Annotated in this window: 11 protein-coding genes and 1 pseudogene; 5 read left to right on the forward strand and 7 right to left on the reverse strand. The window is 67.5% G+C overall.

Annotation, left to right across the window (positions count from 1 at the left end; translation table 11 throughout):
* Positions 1-8: 8 nt before the first annotated feature.
* The 3 genes from GV027_RS11350 to GV027_RS11360 all read left to right on the forward strand — a co-directional run bounded on the left by GV027_RS11350 (position 9) and on the right by GV027_RS11360 (position 4,942).
* Complete coding sequence (locus GV027_RS11350) at positions 9-2,432, forward strand: ligase-associated DNA damage response DEXH box helicase (RefSeq protein WP_159511943.1); 2,424 nt, start codon at positions 9-11, stop codon at positions 2,430-2,432.
* 66 nt (positions 2,433-2,498) lie between these two features.
* A complete protein-coding gene (locus GV027_RS11355; RefSeq protein WP_236559184.1) occupies positions 2,499-3,470 on the forward strand; it encodes an aspartyl protease family protein in 972 nt (323 codons plus the stop codon).
* 92 nt (positions 3,471-3,562) lie between these two features.
* A complete protein-coding gene (locus tag GV027_RS11360) occupies positions 3,563-4,942 on the forward strand; it encodes a M20/M25/M40 family metallo-hydrolase (protein WP_236559185.1) in 1,380 nt (459 codons plus the stop codon).
* A gap of 155 nt (positions 4,943-5,097) precedes the next feature.
* On the opposite strand, the gene GV027_RS11365 is transcribed toward GV027_RS11360, so the two are convergent.
* Complete coding sequence (locus GV027_RS11365) at positions 5,098-7,062, reverse strand: potassium transporter Kup (RefSeq protein WP_159511946.1); 1,965 nt, start codon at positions 7,060-7,062, stop codon at positions 5,098-5,100.
* Between the two features lie 124 nt (positions 7,063-7,186).
* Between GV027_RS11365 and pdeM the strand changes: the two genes are divergently transcribed.
* Positions 7,187-7,882 carry a ligase-associated DNA damage response endonuclease PdeM gene (gene pdeM / locus GV027_RS11370; protein ID WP_159511947.1) on the forward strand — a complete coding sequence of 232 codons (696 nt, stop codon included), beginning with the start codon at positions 7,187-7,189 and terminating at the stop codon, positions 7,880-7,882.
* A gap of 15 nt (positions 7,883-7,897) precedes the next feature.
* On the opposite strand, the gene msrA is transcribed toward pdeM, so the two are convergent.
* From msrA to pabB, 4 genes are all read right to left on the reverse strand, one after another.
* Positions 7,898-8,557, reverse strand: coding sequence for a peptide-methionine (S)-S-oxide reductase MsrA (gene msrA / locus GV027_RS11375; RefSeq protein WP_159511948.1), 660 nt, complete (start codon positions 8,555-8,557; stop codon positions 7,898-7,900).
* 84 nt (positions 8,558-8,641) lie between these two features.
* Positions 8,642-8,788 (reverse strand): hypothetical protein, encoded by a 147-nt coding sequence (locus tag GV027_RS21250; RefSeq protein WP_166746496.1) that lies wholly within the window; start codon positions 8,786-8,788, stop codon positions 8,642-8,644.
* 203 nt (positions 8,789-8,991) lie between these two features.
* Positions 8,992-10,191, reverse strand: a complete 1,200-nt coding sequence (locus GV027_RS11380; RefSeq protein ID WP_159511949.1) for a pyridoxal phosphate-dependent aminotransferase — start codon at positions 10,189-10,191, stop codon at positions 8,992-8,994.
* A gap of 50 nt (positions 10,192-10,241) precedes the next feature.
* Positions 10,242-12,002 carry an aminodeoxychorismate synthase component I gene (gene pabB / locus GV027_RS11385; protein WP_159511950.1) on the reverse strand — a complete coding sequence of 587 codons (1,761 nt, stop codon included), beginning with the start codon at positions 12,000-12,002 and terminating at the stop codon, positions 10,242-10,244.
* 80 nt (positions 12,003-12,082) lie between these two features.
* Between pabB and GV027_RS11390 the strand changes: the two genes are divergently transcribed.
* On the forward strand, positions 12,083-12,751 hold the full coding sequence (locus GV027_RS11390) for an MBL fold metallo-hydrolase (RefSeq protein WP_031394761.1): 669 nt from the start codon (positions 12,083-12,085) through the stop codon (positions 12,749-12,751).
* Positions 12,752-12,938: 187 nt separating this feature from the next.
* On the opposite strand, the pseudogene GV027_RS11395 reads toward GV027_RS11390, so the two are convergent.
* Together GV027_RS11395 and GV027_RS11400 are read right to left on the reverse strand one after the other, a co-directional pair.
* A pseudogene (locus GV027_RS11395) lies at positions 12,939-14,556 on the reverse strand (M28 family metallopeptidase).
* Positions 14,557-14,594: 38 nt separating this feature from the next.
* Positions 14,595-15,038, reverse strand: coding sequence for an MAPEG family protein (locus GV027_RS11400; protein ID WP_056406758.1), 444 nt, complete (start codon positions 15,036-15,038; stop codon positions 14,595-14,597).
* Between the last annotated feature and the right edge of the window lie 9 nt (positions 15,039-15,047).

Here is a 15,047-nt window from a genome sequence, read left to right on the forward strand (position 1 = left end):
TGACGACCATGCGTGAACAGGCCGTGAGCGACCTTCCCCCCCAACTTGACGACTGGTTTGCGACACGGGGCTGGCGGCCGCGCCGGCATCAGACCGACATGCTGGCACAGGGACGTGCCGGGCACCACGCGCTGCTGGTCGCGGCGACGGGGGCCGGCAAGACGCTCGCCGGCTTCCTGCCGACGCTCGCCGAGCTGATCGAGGAGCCGACTAGCGGGCTCCACACGCTCTATGTCTCGCCGCTGAAGGCGCTCGCGGTCGACGTCCAGCGCAACCTGCTGACGCCGATCGAGGAGATGGGCGTCAACATCCGCGTCGAGACGCGCACCGGCGACACGCCGTCGGACCGCAAGGCACGGCAACGCGTGAAACCGCCGCAGATCCTGCTGACCACCCCCGAATCGCTGTCGCTGCTGCTGAGCTATCCCGACAGCATCACGATGTTCGAGGGCATCCGCACGATCGTGATCGACGAGGTTCATGCGTTTGCGACCGGCAAGCGCGGCGACCTGCTTTCGCTGTGCATGGCGCGGTTGCAGACAATCTCGCCGGGGATGCGCCGCGTCGCGCTGTCCGCGACGGTCGCGGATGCCGACGGCTATCGCGCGTGGCTCGCCCCCGACGGCGATATCGACCAGGTCGCGATGGTGCAGGGCGAGGCGGGCGCGGATCCGGACATCGCGATCCTGCTGCCCGAGGGGCGCATTCCGTGGTCGGGCCATTCGGGCCGCTATGCCGCCGAGCAGGTGATGGCGGAAATCGAAAAGCATGCGACGACGATCGTGTTCTGCAACACGCGCAGCCTCGCCGAGCTGATCTTCCAGGATCTTTGGAAGGTGAATGCGAACACGCTGCCGATCGGCGTCCATCACGGCAGCCTCGCGCGCGAGGCGCGGCGCAAGGTCGAGGGCGCGATGGCGGAGGGCAAGCTGCGCGCGCTGGTCGCGACCGCAAGCCTCGACCTCGGCGTCGACTGGGGCAATGTCGACTGCGTGATCCAGATGGGCGCACCCAAGGGTTCGTCGCGGCTGCTCCAGCGGATCGGCCGCGCCAATCACCGGCTCGACGAGGCGAGCAAGGCGATCCTCGTCCCCGGCAACCGGTTCGAATATCTCGAGGCGCGCGCCGCATTGGACGCGGTCGAGGCGGGCGAACTCGATCCCGACCTGTTCCGCGTCGGCGCGCTCGACGTGCTGGCGCAGCATGTCATGGCGTGCGCCTGCGCCGCGCCGTTCCGTGAGGAGGACCTGCTCGACGAGGTCCGCTCGGCCCTCCCTTATTCCGCGCTGCAGGCCGAGACCTTCTCGCGCGTGCTCGGCTTCATCAGCGACGGCGGCTACAGCCTGAAGGCCTATGACCGGTTCAAGCGCCTGACGCAGGACGCCGACGGCACATGGCGGATCAGCCATCCCAAGTTCATCGGCCAGCACCGGCTGAACGCGGGGATCATCGTCGAGGCGACGATGCTCAACGTCCGGTTCGGCAATGGCCGCGCGCTCGGCCGCGTCGAGGAAGGCTTCGCGGCGCAGCTCAGCCCCGGCGACACGTTCTTCTTCGCCGGGCTCAGCCTTGAAGTCATCAAGATGGACACCGAGGACCTCGTCGTCCGCGCGACGTCCAAGCCGGCGCGGATCCCGACCTATGGCGGCAGCCGGATGCCGCTGTCGACCAACCTCGCCGACCGCGTCCGCGGCTTCCTCGCCCATCCCGGCGAATGGGCGCGGTTTCCCGACGATGTGCGCGAATGGCTCGAATATCAGCGGCTGCGCTCGGTCCTGCCCGAACCCGGGCAGCTGCTGGTCGAGACCTTCCCGCGCGAGGGCCGGCATTACATGGTCGCCTACAGCTTCGAGGGGTGGAACGCGCACCAGTCGCTCGGCATGCTGATCACCCGGCGGATGGAGACGCAGGGGCTCAAACCGCTCGGCTTCGTCGCGAACGACTATGCGCTGGCGGTGTACGGGATCGACAAGATCACCGACCCGGCATCGCTGTTCTCCGCCGATATTCTCGAACATGAGTTCGTCGACTGGGTGCAGCAATCGCATCTGCTCAAGCGTGCGTTTCGCGAGGTCGCGGTGATCGGCGGGCTGGTCGAGCGCCAGCATCCCGGCAAGCGCAAGACCGGGCGGCAGGTCACCTTCTCGACCGACCTGATCTATGACGTGCTGCGCAAATACGAGCCGACCCATTTGCTGCTCGAGGCGGCCTGGGCGGATGCGCGGGCGCGGATGACCGATGTCGGGCGACTGGCCGGGCTGCTCGACCGCGCGGCCGAAACGATGCTGCATGTCGATCTCGAGCGCGTGACGCCGCTCGCGGTGCCGATCCTGACGCTGATCGGGCGTGAGAAGGTCGCCACTAACACGTCCGACGACGCCCTGCTGATCGAGGCGGAGGCGCTGGCAGCCGAGGCGATGCGGATCGACTGAACGGACGCGCGACGAACCAGGGACGAACGACTTGTCGTCCGTCGGTTTCGGGCGCAGCATCGGGTCATGCGCAGGTGGTCAGGCCCGGTGTTGCTCATCATCGCTGCCCCGGCTGCGGCCCAGCAGTCTGCCCCGGATGCTACTCCCCAAGCCGCCGCCCCGCCCGCTTATGCTGCACCGGTCGATGATGCAGCATCTGCAGCAAACACGGTGATGCTGTTCGGGCAGGACGAGAGCAGGATGACGGTGCCCGTGTCGATCGCGGGCACCAGTCCGCAGAAGTTCGTCGTCGATACCGGCGCGCAACGCACCGTGATCTCGCGCGAGCTTGCGGCGGTGTTGCGGCTCGCCCCCGGCCGGATCGTCCGCGTCACGGGCATGACCGGATCGGACAGCGTCGCGACCGTGATCATCCCGGCGCTGCGCGTTGGCACGATCGACAGCCCGGCGATCGAAGCGCCCGCGATCGCCGCGCAGAATCTGGGCGCGCTGGGGCTGCTGGGGATCGACACGCTGCAGGGACGCGCGGTGGGAATCGATTTCGACACCCGCACGATGACCGTGACGCCCGCGCGCCGGCGCAACCGCCGCGAGCGAACCGAGCGGGGCGAGATCGTCGTCCGGGCACGCAGCCTGTTCGGCCAGCTCGTCGTCACCGACGCTTATTGCAACGGCGTCCGGATCCGCGTGATCATCGATACCGGGTCATCGGTCAGCATGGGCAATGCCGCACTGCGCCGCAAGCTGTTGCGCAAGCCGGTCCGGTCGCAATCGATCGCGCTGACCGGTGTCACCGGTCAGACGGTGATGGCGGACTATTCGACGATCGATCGCGTCATGATCGGCAGCCTGACGATCACCAGCCTGCCGATCGCGCTGACGGCCGTCGACGCCCCGCCCTTTCGCCAGTTCGGGCTGGCGGAACGGCCCGCGATCCTGCTCGGCATGGATGCGCTGACGTTGTTCCGGCGCGTCGACATCGACTTTGCCAATCGCGAGGTGCGGCTTGCCCTGCCGCGCAATGTCACGCCGCGTTGAGGTTGCGTGATCGATCATTCGCTGCAACGCTGCTGCAATAAACGATCAAGGGGACGACGATGCGCGCAGTAAGCAGGGTGATGGCGGGAGTGATGCTGACGGCCAGTGTCGTCACCATGCCCGGTACGGGACTTGCGCAAAGCCGCCCCGACCAGAAGGCGTTCTTCGGTCTCTACAAGGAGCTGGTCGAGACCAACACGACACTGTCCTCGGGCAGCTGCACCCAGGCCGCAGCGCAGATCGGCGCACGGCTGAAAAGCGCGGGCTATGCCGATGCCGACATCACCTATTTCTCGGTTCCCGAGCATCCCAAGGATGGCGGACTGGTCGCAGTGCTGAAGGGATCGGACGCGTCGATCAAGCCGATGTTGCTGCTCGGCCATCTCGACGTCGTCGAGGCCAGGCGCGAGGACTGGGTGCGCGATCCGTTCACGCTGATCGAGGAGGGCGGCTATTATTACGCGCGCGGAACCGTCGACGACAAGGCGCAGGCGGCGATCTGGTCCGACGCGATGATCCGCTTCAAGACGTCGGGCTATACGCCGAAGCGGACGATCAAGCTCGCGCTGACCTGTGGCGAGGAGACGACCTTCGCGTGGAACGGCGCGCAATATCTGGCCGCGAGCAAGCCCGACCTGATCGCCGCCGAATTCGCGTTGAACGAGGGCGGCGGCGGGCGGCTCGACGATAATGGCAAGCGCCAGCTGCTGGCGATCCAGGTCGGTGAGAAGGCCGCGCAGAATTACACCTTCACCGCGACCAATCCCGGCCGGCACAGCTCGCAGCCGACGCCCGACAATGCGATCTACGAACTCGCGGACGCGGTGAAGGCGGTGCAGGGCCATGAATTCCCCGTGACCTTCACCGACACGACGCGCGCCTTCTTCACCGCGAGTGCAAAAGCGATGCCGGGCACGATGGGCGACGCGATCACGCGCCTGCTCGCCAACCCGCAGGACAAGGCGGCAGACGCGATCGTCAGCCGCGACAAGGCGATGCATTCGACGCTGCGCACGACCTGTGTCGCGACGCTGCTGAGTGCGGGCCATGCCGAAAATGCGCTGCCACAGCGGGCGACCGCGAATGTGAACTGCCGGATCTTTCCCGGCGAGACGGTCGACGGCACGCTCGCCAAGCTGAAGTCGCTCGCGGGTGCCAAGGTGAGCGTGACCGCGAACCAGCCGGTCCGGCCGACCGCGATCCCGCCGACGCTCGACCCCAAGATCATGGGCCCGGTGACGAAGGTCGCGGCCAAGCACTTCCCCGGGCTGCCGATCCTGCCGCTGATGTCGACCGGCGCGACCGACGGGATCTTCTTCGAGGCGATCGGCATCCCGGTTTACGGCGCGCCGGGCGTGTTCATCGACAAGGACATGGGCGGCATCCACGGCCTGAACGAGCGGATCCGGATCGCGTCGCTCTATGACGGCCGCGACTATCTGTACGATCTGGTCAAGGCGTTCGCGGGGTGACCGCTCGTCCCTCTCCCCCCGGGGGAGAGGGACGGGCCGCAGGCGACGGAAGGGTGAGAGGCATTGGGTCGGGGTCCCTAGCCTCAAACCCCTCACCCTTCCCACCCGGCTTCGCCGGGCGGGCCCCTTCCCTCTCCCCCTAGGGGAGAGGGAGATCAGACGGTGACCTGTTCGCCGAGTTCGAGCACCTTGCCGGGCGGGATCCGCAGGAAATCGGTCGGATCGCTCGCGTTGCGCTGCAGGAACATGAAGATCCGGTCCTGCCAGGGCGGCATGCCCTTTTCCGCGTCGGGCTTGAGCGTGTTGCGGCCGATGAAGAACGACGTCCGCATCGGGTCGAGGCCGAGCTGTTCGGTCTTCGCGCCGACACCAAGATCGCGCGGCACGTCGGGCGATTCCATGAAGCCGTAGGTCAGCACGACGATCGAGAAATTGTCATCGACCCGCTCGACCTTGGCGCGGCCTGCTTGGTCGACGAACGGACGATCCGCGGTGCGGATGCTGACGATCAGGTTTCGCTCGTGCAGAACCTTGTTGTGCTTGAGGTTGTGGAGCAGCGCGCCGGGCGTCGCGTGCGGATTGGCGGTGAGGAACACCGCGGTCCCCGACACACGCTCGGGCGGGCGCTTCTCGAGCGCGGCGGCGAGGTCGCTGAGCGGGATGCTCTGCCGCTTCTCGAACGCGCTGACGATCTTCTTGCCACGCACCCAGGTGAAGATGATCAGCCCGATCGACGCCGCGATCACCAGTGGCACCCAGCCGCCCTCGATCACGCGCAGGATGTTCGCGCCGAAGAAGATCAGGTCGAGCGTCAGGAACGGTAGGATCGCGGCGAGCGCCAGCGGCCGCGACCAGTTCCAGCGGTGCCGCACGACGATATAGGCGAGCAGCGTGGTGACGACCATCGTGCCGGTCACCGCGATACCGTACGCCGCGGCCATCGCCGACGAGGTCTTGAACTGGATCACCAGCACCAGCACGCCGATCAGCAGCAGCCAGTTGATCGCGGGCAGGTAGATCTGCCCGGCGAACACCGCCGAGGTCTGGCGGATGCGCAGCCGCGGCAGCAGGCCGAGCTGGATCGCCTGCTGCGTCAGGCTGAACGCGCCGGTGATCACCGCCTGGCTGGCGATGACCGTCGCGAAGCCCGCGAGAATGATCAGCGCGGGGCGCAGTGATTCGGGTGCCATCAGGAAGAACCAGTCCTGATTGACGAACGGGACGCCCCGACGCGCGGCATCCTCGAGCTGCGACAGCGCGAACGCGCCTTGCCCGAGATAGTTGAGCGCGAGCGCGGGAAAGACCAGGAAGAACCAGCCGATCCGGATCGGCAGTTTGCCGAAATGGCCCATGTCCGCGGTCAGAGCTTCCGCTCCGGTGACGGTCAGGAACACCGCGCCGAGCACGAACAGGCCGGTGACGCCGTGGGTCGCGAGAAACGCGACACCGTAGGTCGGCGAGAAGACGCGGACGATCGAGGGCTCGTCGGCAATATGCCACACGCCCAGCGCACCGATCGCGACGAACCAGACGATGCAGACCGGACCGAACAGCTTCGAGACATGCGCGGTGCCACGCGACTGGATCACGAACAGGACGATGAGAATGGCGATCGTCAACGCGCGCACCACGGCCTCGTTGAAGATATGCGCCGCGCTCGGGATCGTGCGCAGCCCTTCCATTGCCGAGAGGACGGACAGGGCCGGCGTGATGATCGCATCGCCGTAGAACAGCGACGCGCCGGCGGCCCCGAGCACGATCGCGATCTTCGACCGGACCCCCAGCGCCCGCCTTGCGAGCGCCGCGAGCGCGAGCACGCCGCCCTCGCCCTGGTTGTCGGCGCGCATCAGGAAAATGACGTATTTCACCGTGACGACGAGGAACAGCGACCACAGCGCCAGGCTTAGCACGCCGAGAATCTCGCTCGGATCGATCCCGCCCGCAGCACTCTGGCCGAGCGCCTCGCGGAAGGCATAGAGCGGGCTGGTGCCGATATCGCCGAACACCACGCCGATCGCCCCCACGGTCAGCGCGGCGAGCGCCGGGTGTGGGTGAAGATGCGCCGCCGACAGATCGGTGGACGTTTCAGCGGGCTGGGGTGTTCCGGCGACGGACGACATGGCGCGAAAAGCGCTCCTCCTGATGGGACGGCGCGCTTTACGCCGATTGCAGCCATGCGCAAGTGTTCGACGCTGCGCCGCACAATCGCTTGATTCGAACGTCGACCGACGGCATGGCCACCTGATGGTTCCCTTTTCGTTCGGCGGACACACGCTTTTGGCGCTGGCGGCAGGTGCGGTTTACTGGCCCGCGCGACACGCCTTGCTGGTCGCCGACCTGCATTTCGAAAAGGCGAGCTGGTTCGCCAGCCGTGGCCAGATGCTGCCGCCTTATGATTCGATCGCGACCTTGACCGAACTCGCCGCCGTGCTCGACGCGACCGGCGCGACCGATATCTGGTGTCTCGGCGACAGTTTCCACGACAGCGACGGCTGCGACCGGCTGCCGCAGCGCGCGCAGGACATGCTGCGCGCCATGACGCAGAAGACCCACTGGACCTGGATCACGGGCAATCATGACCCGATGATCCTCGACCGGTGCGGTGGCACGGTCGTCGACGAGGCCTGTGTCGATGGCCTGGTACTGCGCCACGAGGCCGATCCCCGTGAAACCCGGCCCGAACTCTCGGGCCATTTCCATCCCAAATTGCGGCTTCGGCTGCGCGGCAAGCAGGTCGCGCGACGGTGTTTCGTCGCGACCGAGACCAAGCTGATCCTGCCCGCCTTCGGATCGCTGACGGGCGGGCTGGACGTCGACCATCCCGAGATCATCCGCGCGGTGGGTCCCGGTGCGCAGGCGCTGTTGCCAGTCGCGGACCGGATGCTGCGGTTTCCGGTCGCCGCGCAGCGACCGGACACGCGGATCGCCGTATCCGCCTGAGCCGATCAACCGGCGTTAGCTGGCGATTGTCGGGAAGGCCTTGCGGAACGCCGCGAGCTTGGGCTTGTCCCAGGCGACGATGTAGGGATGCGTCGGGTTCCGGTCGAAAAAGTCCTGATGATAGGCTTCGGCAGGATAGAAGCTGCCGGTTTCGAGCGTCGTGACGATCGGCCGCGCAAACGCCCGCGTCTGGCCGAGCTGCGTGATATAGGCGCGTGCGACCTGCGCCTGCTGCGGCGACTGCGGGAAGATCGCGGAGCGATAGCTGGTGCCGCTGTCGGGACCCTGGCGGTTCAGCTGCGTCGGATCATGCGCGATCGAAAAATAGACGCGCAGCAGCGTGGCGTAGCTCACGACGCGGGGATCATAGCTGATCCGCACCGCCTCGGCATGCCGCGTGGTTTCGCTCGACACCTGCTCGTAATTCGCGGTCGCCTTCGTCCCGCCGGCATAGCCTGCGGTCACGCCCTTGACGCCGCGGACATGCTCGAACACCGCCTCGAGCCCCCAGAAACAGCCGCCCGCCAGCACCGCGGTCTGCAGGCCGCCCGTCCGCGGGACATCGACGGTCGCGGCCGGGATGATGACCGCGCGCTCTGCCTGCGCAGAACCGGTGGCGATGACCGCACCGGCGAGTCCGACGGCGGCGAGCGTTGCGAAAAGGGGCGTGTGCATGTTGATCATGTGGGGCGTCTCGATGACGTTTCCAGCCCCGGCGCGGAATGCCTTTCGGCGACCGATCACCGGGATTCAGCAGGCTCAGCGCTGGGCGGGCGCGGTGTGCACGGGCGCGCCATACACCGGCTGCGTTGCCTCGGCGGGCTGGAACGCAAGGAGACCCAGCGCACCCAGAACAAAACCGCCAGTAAACTGCCAGAGAAAGCTCGACTTGATAAGATTGCGCATCATGCGCTCCTGTTGAAATCAGACTTGGCGTGATCCCGGTGGATCACGTCAGCTACGACCCAGCATGTCGTGGGGATGCCGTGTCTTCACAATGCCGTTTTATGAAACGGTCGATTAACGCGATGTGGCCAATCCGTTCATCCGCCAGCAGGGTTGCTGGCGGATGTCCGGGCATGTCCGCGATGTTGCCGAGGCGTGCCGGATCAGCGCAGCGCGGCGCAGGCGGTCTGGATCCGCGTGCAGGCCTCGCGCAGCAGCGTGTCCGACGTGGCATAGCTGATCCGGAACGCGGGGCTGAGGCCGAACGCCGCGCCCTGCACGACTGCGACCTTGGCATCGTCGAGCAGATAGCCGACCATCGCCTCGTCGGTGTCGATCAGCCGACCGTTCGGCGTCGACTTGCCGATCAGCGCGGCGAACGACGGATAGACGTAGAACGCACCCTCGGGCGTCGGGCATTCCATGCCGTCGATTTCGTTCAGCATCGACACGACCAGATCGCGGCGGCCCTGGAAGGCGGTGTTGCGCTCGGCAAGGAACGACTGGTCGCCGTTGAGCGCGGCGACGGCGGCGGCCTGCGCGATCGAGCACGGGTTCGAGGTCGACTGCGACTGGAGCTTGGCCATCGCCTTGATCAGCCAGCTTACGCCGCCCGCATAGCCGATCCGCCAGCCGGTCATCGCATAGGCCTTCGAACAGCCATTGACGGTCAGCGTGCGCTCGAACAGCTCGGGGCACGCCTCGGCGATCGTCGCGAACCTGAAGCCGTCATAGACGATATGCTCGTACATATCGTCGGCGAAGATCCAGACATGCGGGTGCTTCGTGAGCACCGCGCCCAGAGCCTTCAACTCGTCGATCGTGTAGCCGGCGCCGGTCGGGTTCGACGGCGAGTTGAGGATCACCCACTTGGTCTTCGGCGTGATCGCCGCGTCGAGCGCCTCGGGGGCAAGCTTGTAGCCGACCTCGGGGCCGGCCTTGACGATCACCGGCACACCGCCGGCGAACTGCACGACGTCGGGATAGCTGACCCAATAGGGCGCGGGGATCACGACCTCGTCACCCGGGTCGATCGTCGCGACCATCGCGTTGAACAAGGTGTGCTTGCCGCCGACGTTCACGCTGATCTGGTCGGTCGCATAGGTCAGGCCGTTGTCGCGCGCGAACTTGGCGGCGATCGCCTGCTTCAGCTCGATCGTGCCGTCGACATTGGTGTATTTCGTCTTGCCGTCGCGAATCGCCTGGATCGCGGCCTCCTTGACGAAATCGGGCGTGTCGAAATCAGGCTCGCCCGCCCCCAGCCCGATCACGTCGACGCCGGCGCGCTTCAGTTCGAGCACACGCGACGTGATCGCGAGGGTCGGCGAAGGGCTGATGCGGCCAAGGGCGGCGGATGCGTGCATGGTGAAACCTCTGCGGTTGACCGCAGCGGCGCCTGCGGAATTCGCGCGGGCTATACGCCGCGATCGCCTGATTTCGCAACCGCAACAACGGCCGGAACGAGCCCGCGCACCGCATTTCCCATACGGAACCCGTTGGCAAGGTCGGCGCGCGTCAACCGTCCCTCGATCGCCTGGCCGCTGGCGAGCAGATCGGCGCGCAGCACGCCGGGGATCAGCGCGCCCGCGGGCGGGGTCACCAGCACCCCGTTGCGCGGGACGAACAGCGAGGTGAAGCTGCCCTCCGTCAGGAAGCCGTCGGGCGCCTCAAACACCACTTCGGTGGTGCCCGCGGCACGCCGCGCGTCGTCGTAAAAGGCGCGGTCGCTGGTCTTGTGGCGCAGCCGGATATCGGCGGGCGCGACGGGCAGCGGGACGATCGCCACCGTCATCTGCGCGGGCGTGACCGGCATCGGACCGACCTGGATCGCGACCGCGCCCGATGCCGCGACGACCAGCCGGATCCGCCGCGGACCGCGCAGCCGGAAGGTCGCCGCCTGCAATTCGTTCCGCACCGCGTGACGATCGAAGCTGAACCCCAGCGCCGCAGCACTCGCTGTCAGCCGGGCGAGATGCAGTTCGAGCCGCATCACCCCGTGTTCGGGATCGAACGCCATCGTCTCGATCAGGTCCAGCTTGCGCTGTCCGGCGGTGACGAAGGCCGCCTTGTCCGCGCATTCCTGCCATTCCTGGTCGGCGACGCTGTCCGCGACGATCCCCGAGCCGAGCCCCATCACCGCGTCACCGTCGCGCACCGTCAGCGTGCGGATCGCGACGTTCAGCGCGGCGTCGCCGCCGGGATCGAACCGGCCGATCGCACCGGTATAGAGGCCGCGGGGGCGGGCCTGCTCGACCTCTGCAATCACTTCCATCGCGCGCTGCTTGGGTGCGCCGGTGATCGAGCCGCAGGGAAACAGCGCGGCGAGCACATCGATCGCATCGCGGCCGGGGGTCAGCCGCGCTGCCACCGTCGAGGTCATCTGGTGGACGGTTGGATAGGTTTCCACCGTGAACAGGTCGGGGACCGAGACACCCTGCGCGACCTGCGACAGGTCGTTGCGCATCAGGTCGACGATCATCAGATTTTCCGCGCGCTGCTTCGGATCGGCGGCCAGCTCCTCGGCGAGGCGGCGATCGACGTCGGGCGTGGCGCCGCGCGGCGCGGTGCCCTTCATCGGCCGACAGGTCAGCCGATCGCCCTCGAGCGTGAAGAACAGTTCGGGCGACAGCGACAGACAGGTCTCGTCGCCCGTGTCGATCAATGCGCCATAGCCGGCGCGCGCCTGGTGTCTGAGACGGGCATAGAGCGCGCGGGGATCGCCGATGAACGGCACGGTCGCGGCAAAGGTCAAATTGGCCTGATAGATGTCGCCCGCCGCGATCAGCGCGAGCAGCCGCGCGATTCGCGCATCATAGACCTCGCGGTCGATCTGCGGCTGCGGCGGCCCAACCCAGATTCCGGCAGGATCGGGCAACAGCGCGGGCAGCGCCGCCGCGGGGATCGTCTCGTAGCGCTCGAACAGGCCGAACCACAGCAACGGGCCGTCCGGCGGGCCGGTATCGACCGCACGCGACGCGAACGTCATCCCCGCTTCGTAGGCCAGCATCCCCGCGGCATGCAGCCCCTCGGCCAGTCCGCGACGGATCTCCGCAAGCGCGGGTTGCACGGCATCGGGGGTGTCCGCGCGAACGACCCGAACAGGCCGGTCGTACAGGCGCGCGGGGGCCCCCGCCTCCCGGGCATCATCAAGCAGCACGAAGGGCGCAGTCCACATCGTGCCGACTGATGCACGGGGCGGCAGGCAAACCGCAAGCGGCGATTGCCCGAAACCGCCCGCCGCCCTATTTTGCCGGAATGACAAAGACCTCCCTGCCGCCGCTGCGTGCCGCGATCATCCCCGTCACGCCGATCCAGCAGAACTGCACGTTGCTGTGGTGCACCGCGACGATGAAGGCGGCGGTGGTCGATCCCGGCGGCGACCTGCCGCGAATCAAGGCGGCGATCGCGGAGGCGGGTGTGACGGTCGAGAAGATCCTGCTGACGCACGGGCATATCGACCATGCCGGCGAGGCGAAGGCGCTGGCCGACGATCTGGCAGTGCCGATCGAGGGGCCACACGAGGCCGACCGTTTCTGGCTCCAGCGGCTCGACCAGGACGGGCCGAAATACGGCATCGCCGGCGTCAATTTCGAACCCGACCGGTGGTTGGTCGAGGGTGACCGGGTGTCGGTCGGCGACCTCGTTCTCGATGTCTACGAAACGCCGGGGCATACCGAAGGCCATGTGATCTTCCATCACGCGCCATCGAAATTCGCGCAGGTCGGCGACGTGCTGTTCCAGGGGTCGGTCGGGCGATCGGACATGCCCGGCGGCAATCACCGGGTGCTGCTGTCGTCGATCGTCGAGAAGCTGTGGCCGCTGGGCAGCGATACGAGCTTCATCCCGGGTCACGGCCCCGCGAGCACGTTCGCGCATGAGCGCGCGACCAACCTGTTCGTGAGCGATCGGGCGCTGGCGGCGTAGGTCCCTGGTCCCCCGCGGATGCGGGAGAACACCGGGAAGCAGATGTCCAACGCGCCAATCACCCCACCCCGGCGAAGGCCGGGGCCCAGTTGGGGGACCAAGATTGGCGGAGGTAGCGCGCCGTTACTGCAACCTTCCCAACTGGGCCCCGGCCTTCGCCGGGGTGGTAGCGAGTGTGGGTTGAGCCCTACTTCCGCTCCCCCGCGCTTTCAGCGCGAACCGACTTGAATTCGGAGTCGTCGCGCCATTCCGGCCAGAGCCGGCTGTTCGCCAGCTTCGTGCCGATCGTCCGGAACAGACCGACATCCTGCGCCGCGCCGCGCAGATCCCAGTCCGCACTCCAGGCGTCGCACGTCTGGTGATAGCATTTCATATAGCCGTCGAGCCACGCCTGCCCCGCGGGTCTGCCGCCCGTCACGAGGTCGGACGCACCGCTGATCGCCATCAGCAACAGCGTCGGCACGCCGCGCCGCGCGACCGAGAAATGATCCGCGCGGTAGAACAGCCCCCGTTCGGGCAGGGCTTCCGGAGTCACCACCCGGCCCTGAGCCTTCGCGGCATCGCCCAGCATGTCCTCGAGGCTGTTCTGACCCGCGCCGACCAGCAGGACGTCGCGCGCCGGCCCCGCCGTCTGGAGAATGTCGAGCGTCAGGTTGGCGACCGTCTTCGCCGCGGGATAGACCGGTTTCACCGCATAGGTTTCCGACCCGAGCAGCCCCCGCTCCTCCCCGCTCCACAGCGCGAAGACGAGGCTGCGGTCGGTGCGCGGCGCGGCGGCAAAGCTGCGGGCAAGGCCGAGCACGCCCGCGACGCCGAGCGCGTCGTCATTGGCGCCCGGGCGGATCGTGCGGCCCTGCGCATCGGGCGCGCCGACGCCATACGCATCCCAGTGCGCCCCGAACATCACCACTTCGTCGGGACGGGTCTTGCCGGGCAGCATCGCCAGCACGTTGCGGCTCTCCGCCGTGTCATGACGGACGGGAAGGTCGGTCGTGAACCGCTGCTTCAGCGCGACGGGGCGGAAATCGCTGCGCCGCGCGGCCTTGCGCAACGTGGCGAGGTCGAGACCGGAGGCGGCAAAGAGCCGGGTTGCGGCGGCCCCTTCAATCCACCCCTGCAGCAGCACGCGCGAGGCCGGATCCTCGCGGACGATGTCGTAATTCTCGCCCGCGGGTGCGGTGACCGTCGCCCAGCCATAGCCGGCACCCGGGGTGTCGTGGACGATCAGCGCCGCCACCGCGCCACGCCGCGGCCTCCTCGAACTTGTAGGTCCAGCGCCCATAATAGGTCATGCGGCGATCGCCGAACCGGCCCTTGGCATCGTCGCCCGCCACCGCCTCGAAATCGGGGTCGTTGACCAGGAAGACGGCGACCTTGCCCTTCAGGTCGAGACCCTTGAAGTCGTCCCAGCCGCGTTCGGGCGCGGTGACGCCGTAGCCGACAAAGACCATCGGCGCGTCGGCGATCGCGACGCGGTCGACCCCGCGCACCGTGCTGAGATAGACGTCGCGGCCCTGGACCAGCGGCGTGGCCCCGGCGCGCACACTGCCCTGCCCCAGGCGCGTGTGGACCAGCGGCACCGCCTGCGTCCAGCTGCCGTCCGGCCCGCCCGGCGACAGCTTCATCGCCTTGAACTGCGCGATGAGCCAGTCGATCGTCCTGGTTTCGCCCGCGGTTCCCGGTGCCCGCCCCTCGAACGCGTCCGACGCCAGCGTCCTGACATCGGCGGACAGGCGCTCGGGCGAGATGGCGTCCTGCGCCAGGCCGTCCTTCGCAAGGCCGGGCGTCGCGACCGCGAGCAGCATCGGCGTGGCGAGGAGGGCGGCGACATTCCGGACGATGCTCATGCGCGACCCTCGATCGGTGCGGTCTGGAACGTCGTGACCGACGGCGTGGCACCGGCCTGATAGGCGATCGCGAGCGCCCAGCCCGCGAGCAGCGCCATCAGCGCCCAGGTTGCGAGTGCACCACCCGCGCGCGGCAGGTTCGACGTCGTCTTGTCCATGCCGAAGGCGTGCGCGATTCGCGCGACAACGAAAACGACTCCGGCGATCCACAACCAGCGGGGTGATCCGCCACCCAGTTCGATCAGCGCGAACAGGATCAGGATGAAGGGCGCATATTCGACGAAGTTCGCCTGCGCGCGCATCCGCCCCTGCAGGACCGGATTGCCATTGTCGCCCAGCAGGACATTGTCCTTGAGGCGAGTCGGCACGATGCGGAAGGCCAGCCAGAGATTGATGACCGCGGCCGCAGCAGCGATCGTCAGGGTTACGGGCAGGATCATGCAGCTTAT

It is taken from the genome of Sphingomonas sp. T1 (genome assembly GCF_902506585.1).
Lineage (GTDB): Bacteria > Pseudomonadota > Alphaproteobacteria > Sphingomonadales > Sphingomonadaceae > Sphingomonas > Sphingomonas aerolata.

Coding starts and splice junctions, on each gene's coding strand:
- GV027_RS11350 (WP_159511943.1), top strand. CDS start 9: ATGCGTGAACAGGCCGTGAGCGACCTTCCCCCCCAACTTGACGACTGG.
- GV027_RS11355 (WP_236559184.1), top strand. CDS start 2,499: ATGCGCAGGTGGTCAGGCCCGGTGTTGCTCATCATCGCTGCCCCGGCT.
- GV027_RS11360 (WP_236559185.1), top strand. CDS start 3,563: ATGCTGACGGCCAGTGTCGTCACCATGCCCGGTACGGGACTTGCGCAA.
- GV027_RS11365 (WP_159511946.1), bottom strand. CDS start 7,062: ATGTCGTCCGTCGCCGGAACACCCCAGCCCGCTGAAACGTCCACCGAT.
- pdeM (WP_159511947.1), top strand. CDS start 7,187: ATGGTTCCCTTTTCGTTCGGCGGACACACGCTTTTGGCGCTGGCGGCA.
- msrA (WP_159511948.1), bottom strand. CDS start 8,557: ATGCACACGCCCCTTTTCGCAACGCTCGCCGCCGTCGGACTCGCCGGT.
- GV027_RS21250 (WP_166746496.1), bottom strand. CDS start 8,788: ATGCGCAATCTTATCAAGTCGAGCTTTCTCTGGCAGTTTACTGGCGGT.
- GV027_RS11380 (WP_159511949.1), bottom strand. CDS start 10,191: ATGCACGCATCCGCCGCCCTTGGCCGCATCAGCCCTTCGCCGACCCTC.
- pabB (WP_159511950.1), bottom strand. CDS start 12,002: ATGTGGACTGCGCCCTTCGTGCTGCTTGATGATGCCCGGGAGGCGGGG.
- GV027_RS11390 (WP_031394761.1), top strand. CDS start 12,083: ATGACAAAGACCTCCCTGCCGCCGCTGCGTGCCGCGATCATCCCCGTC.
- GV027_RS11400 (WP_056406758.1), bottom strand. CDS start 15,038: ATGATCCTGCCCGTAACCCTGACGATCGCTGCTGCGGCCGCGGTCATC.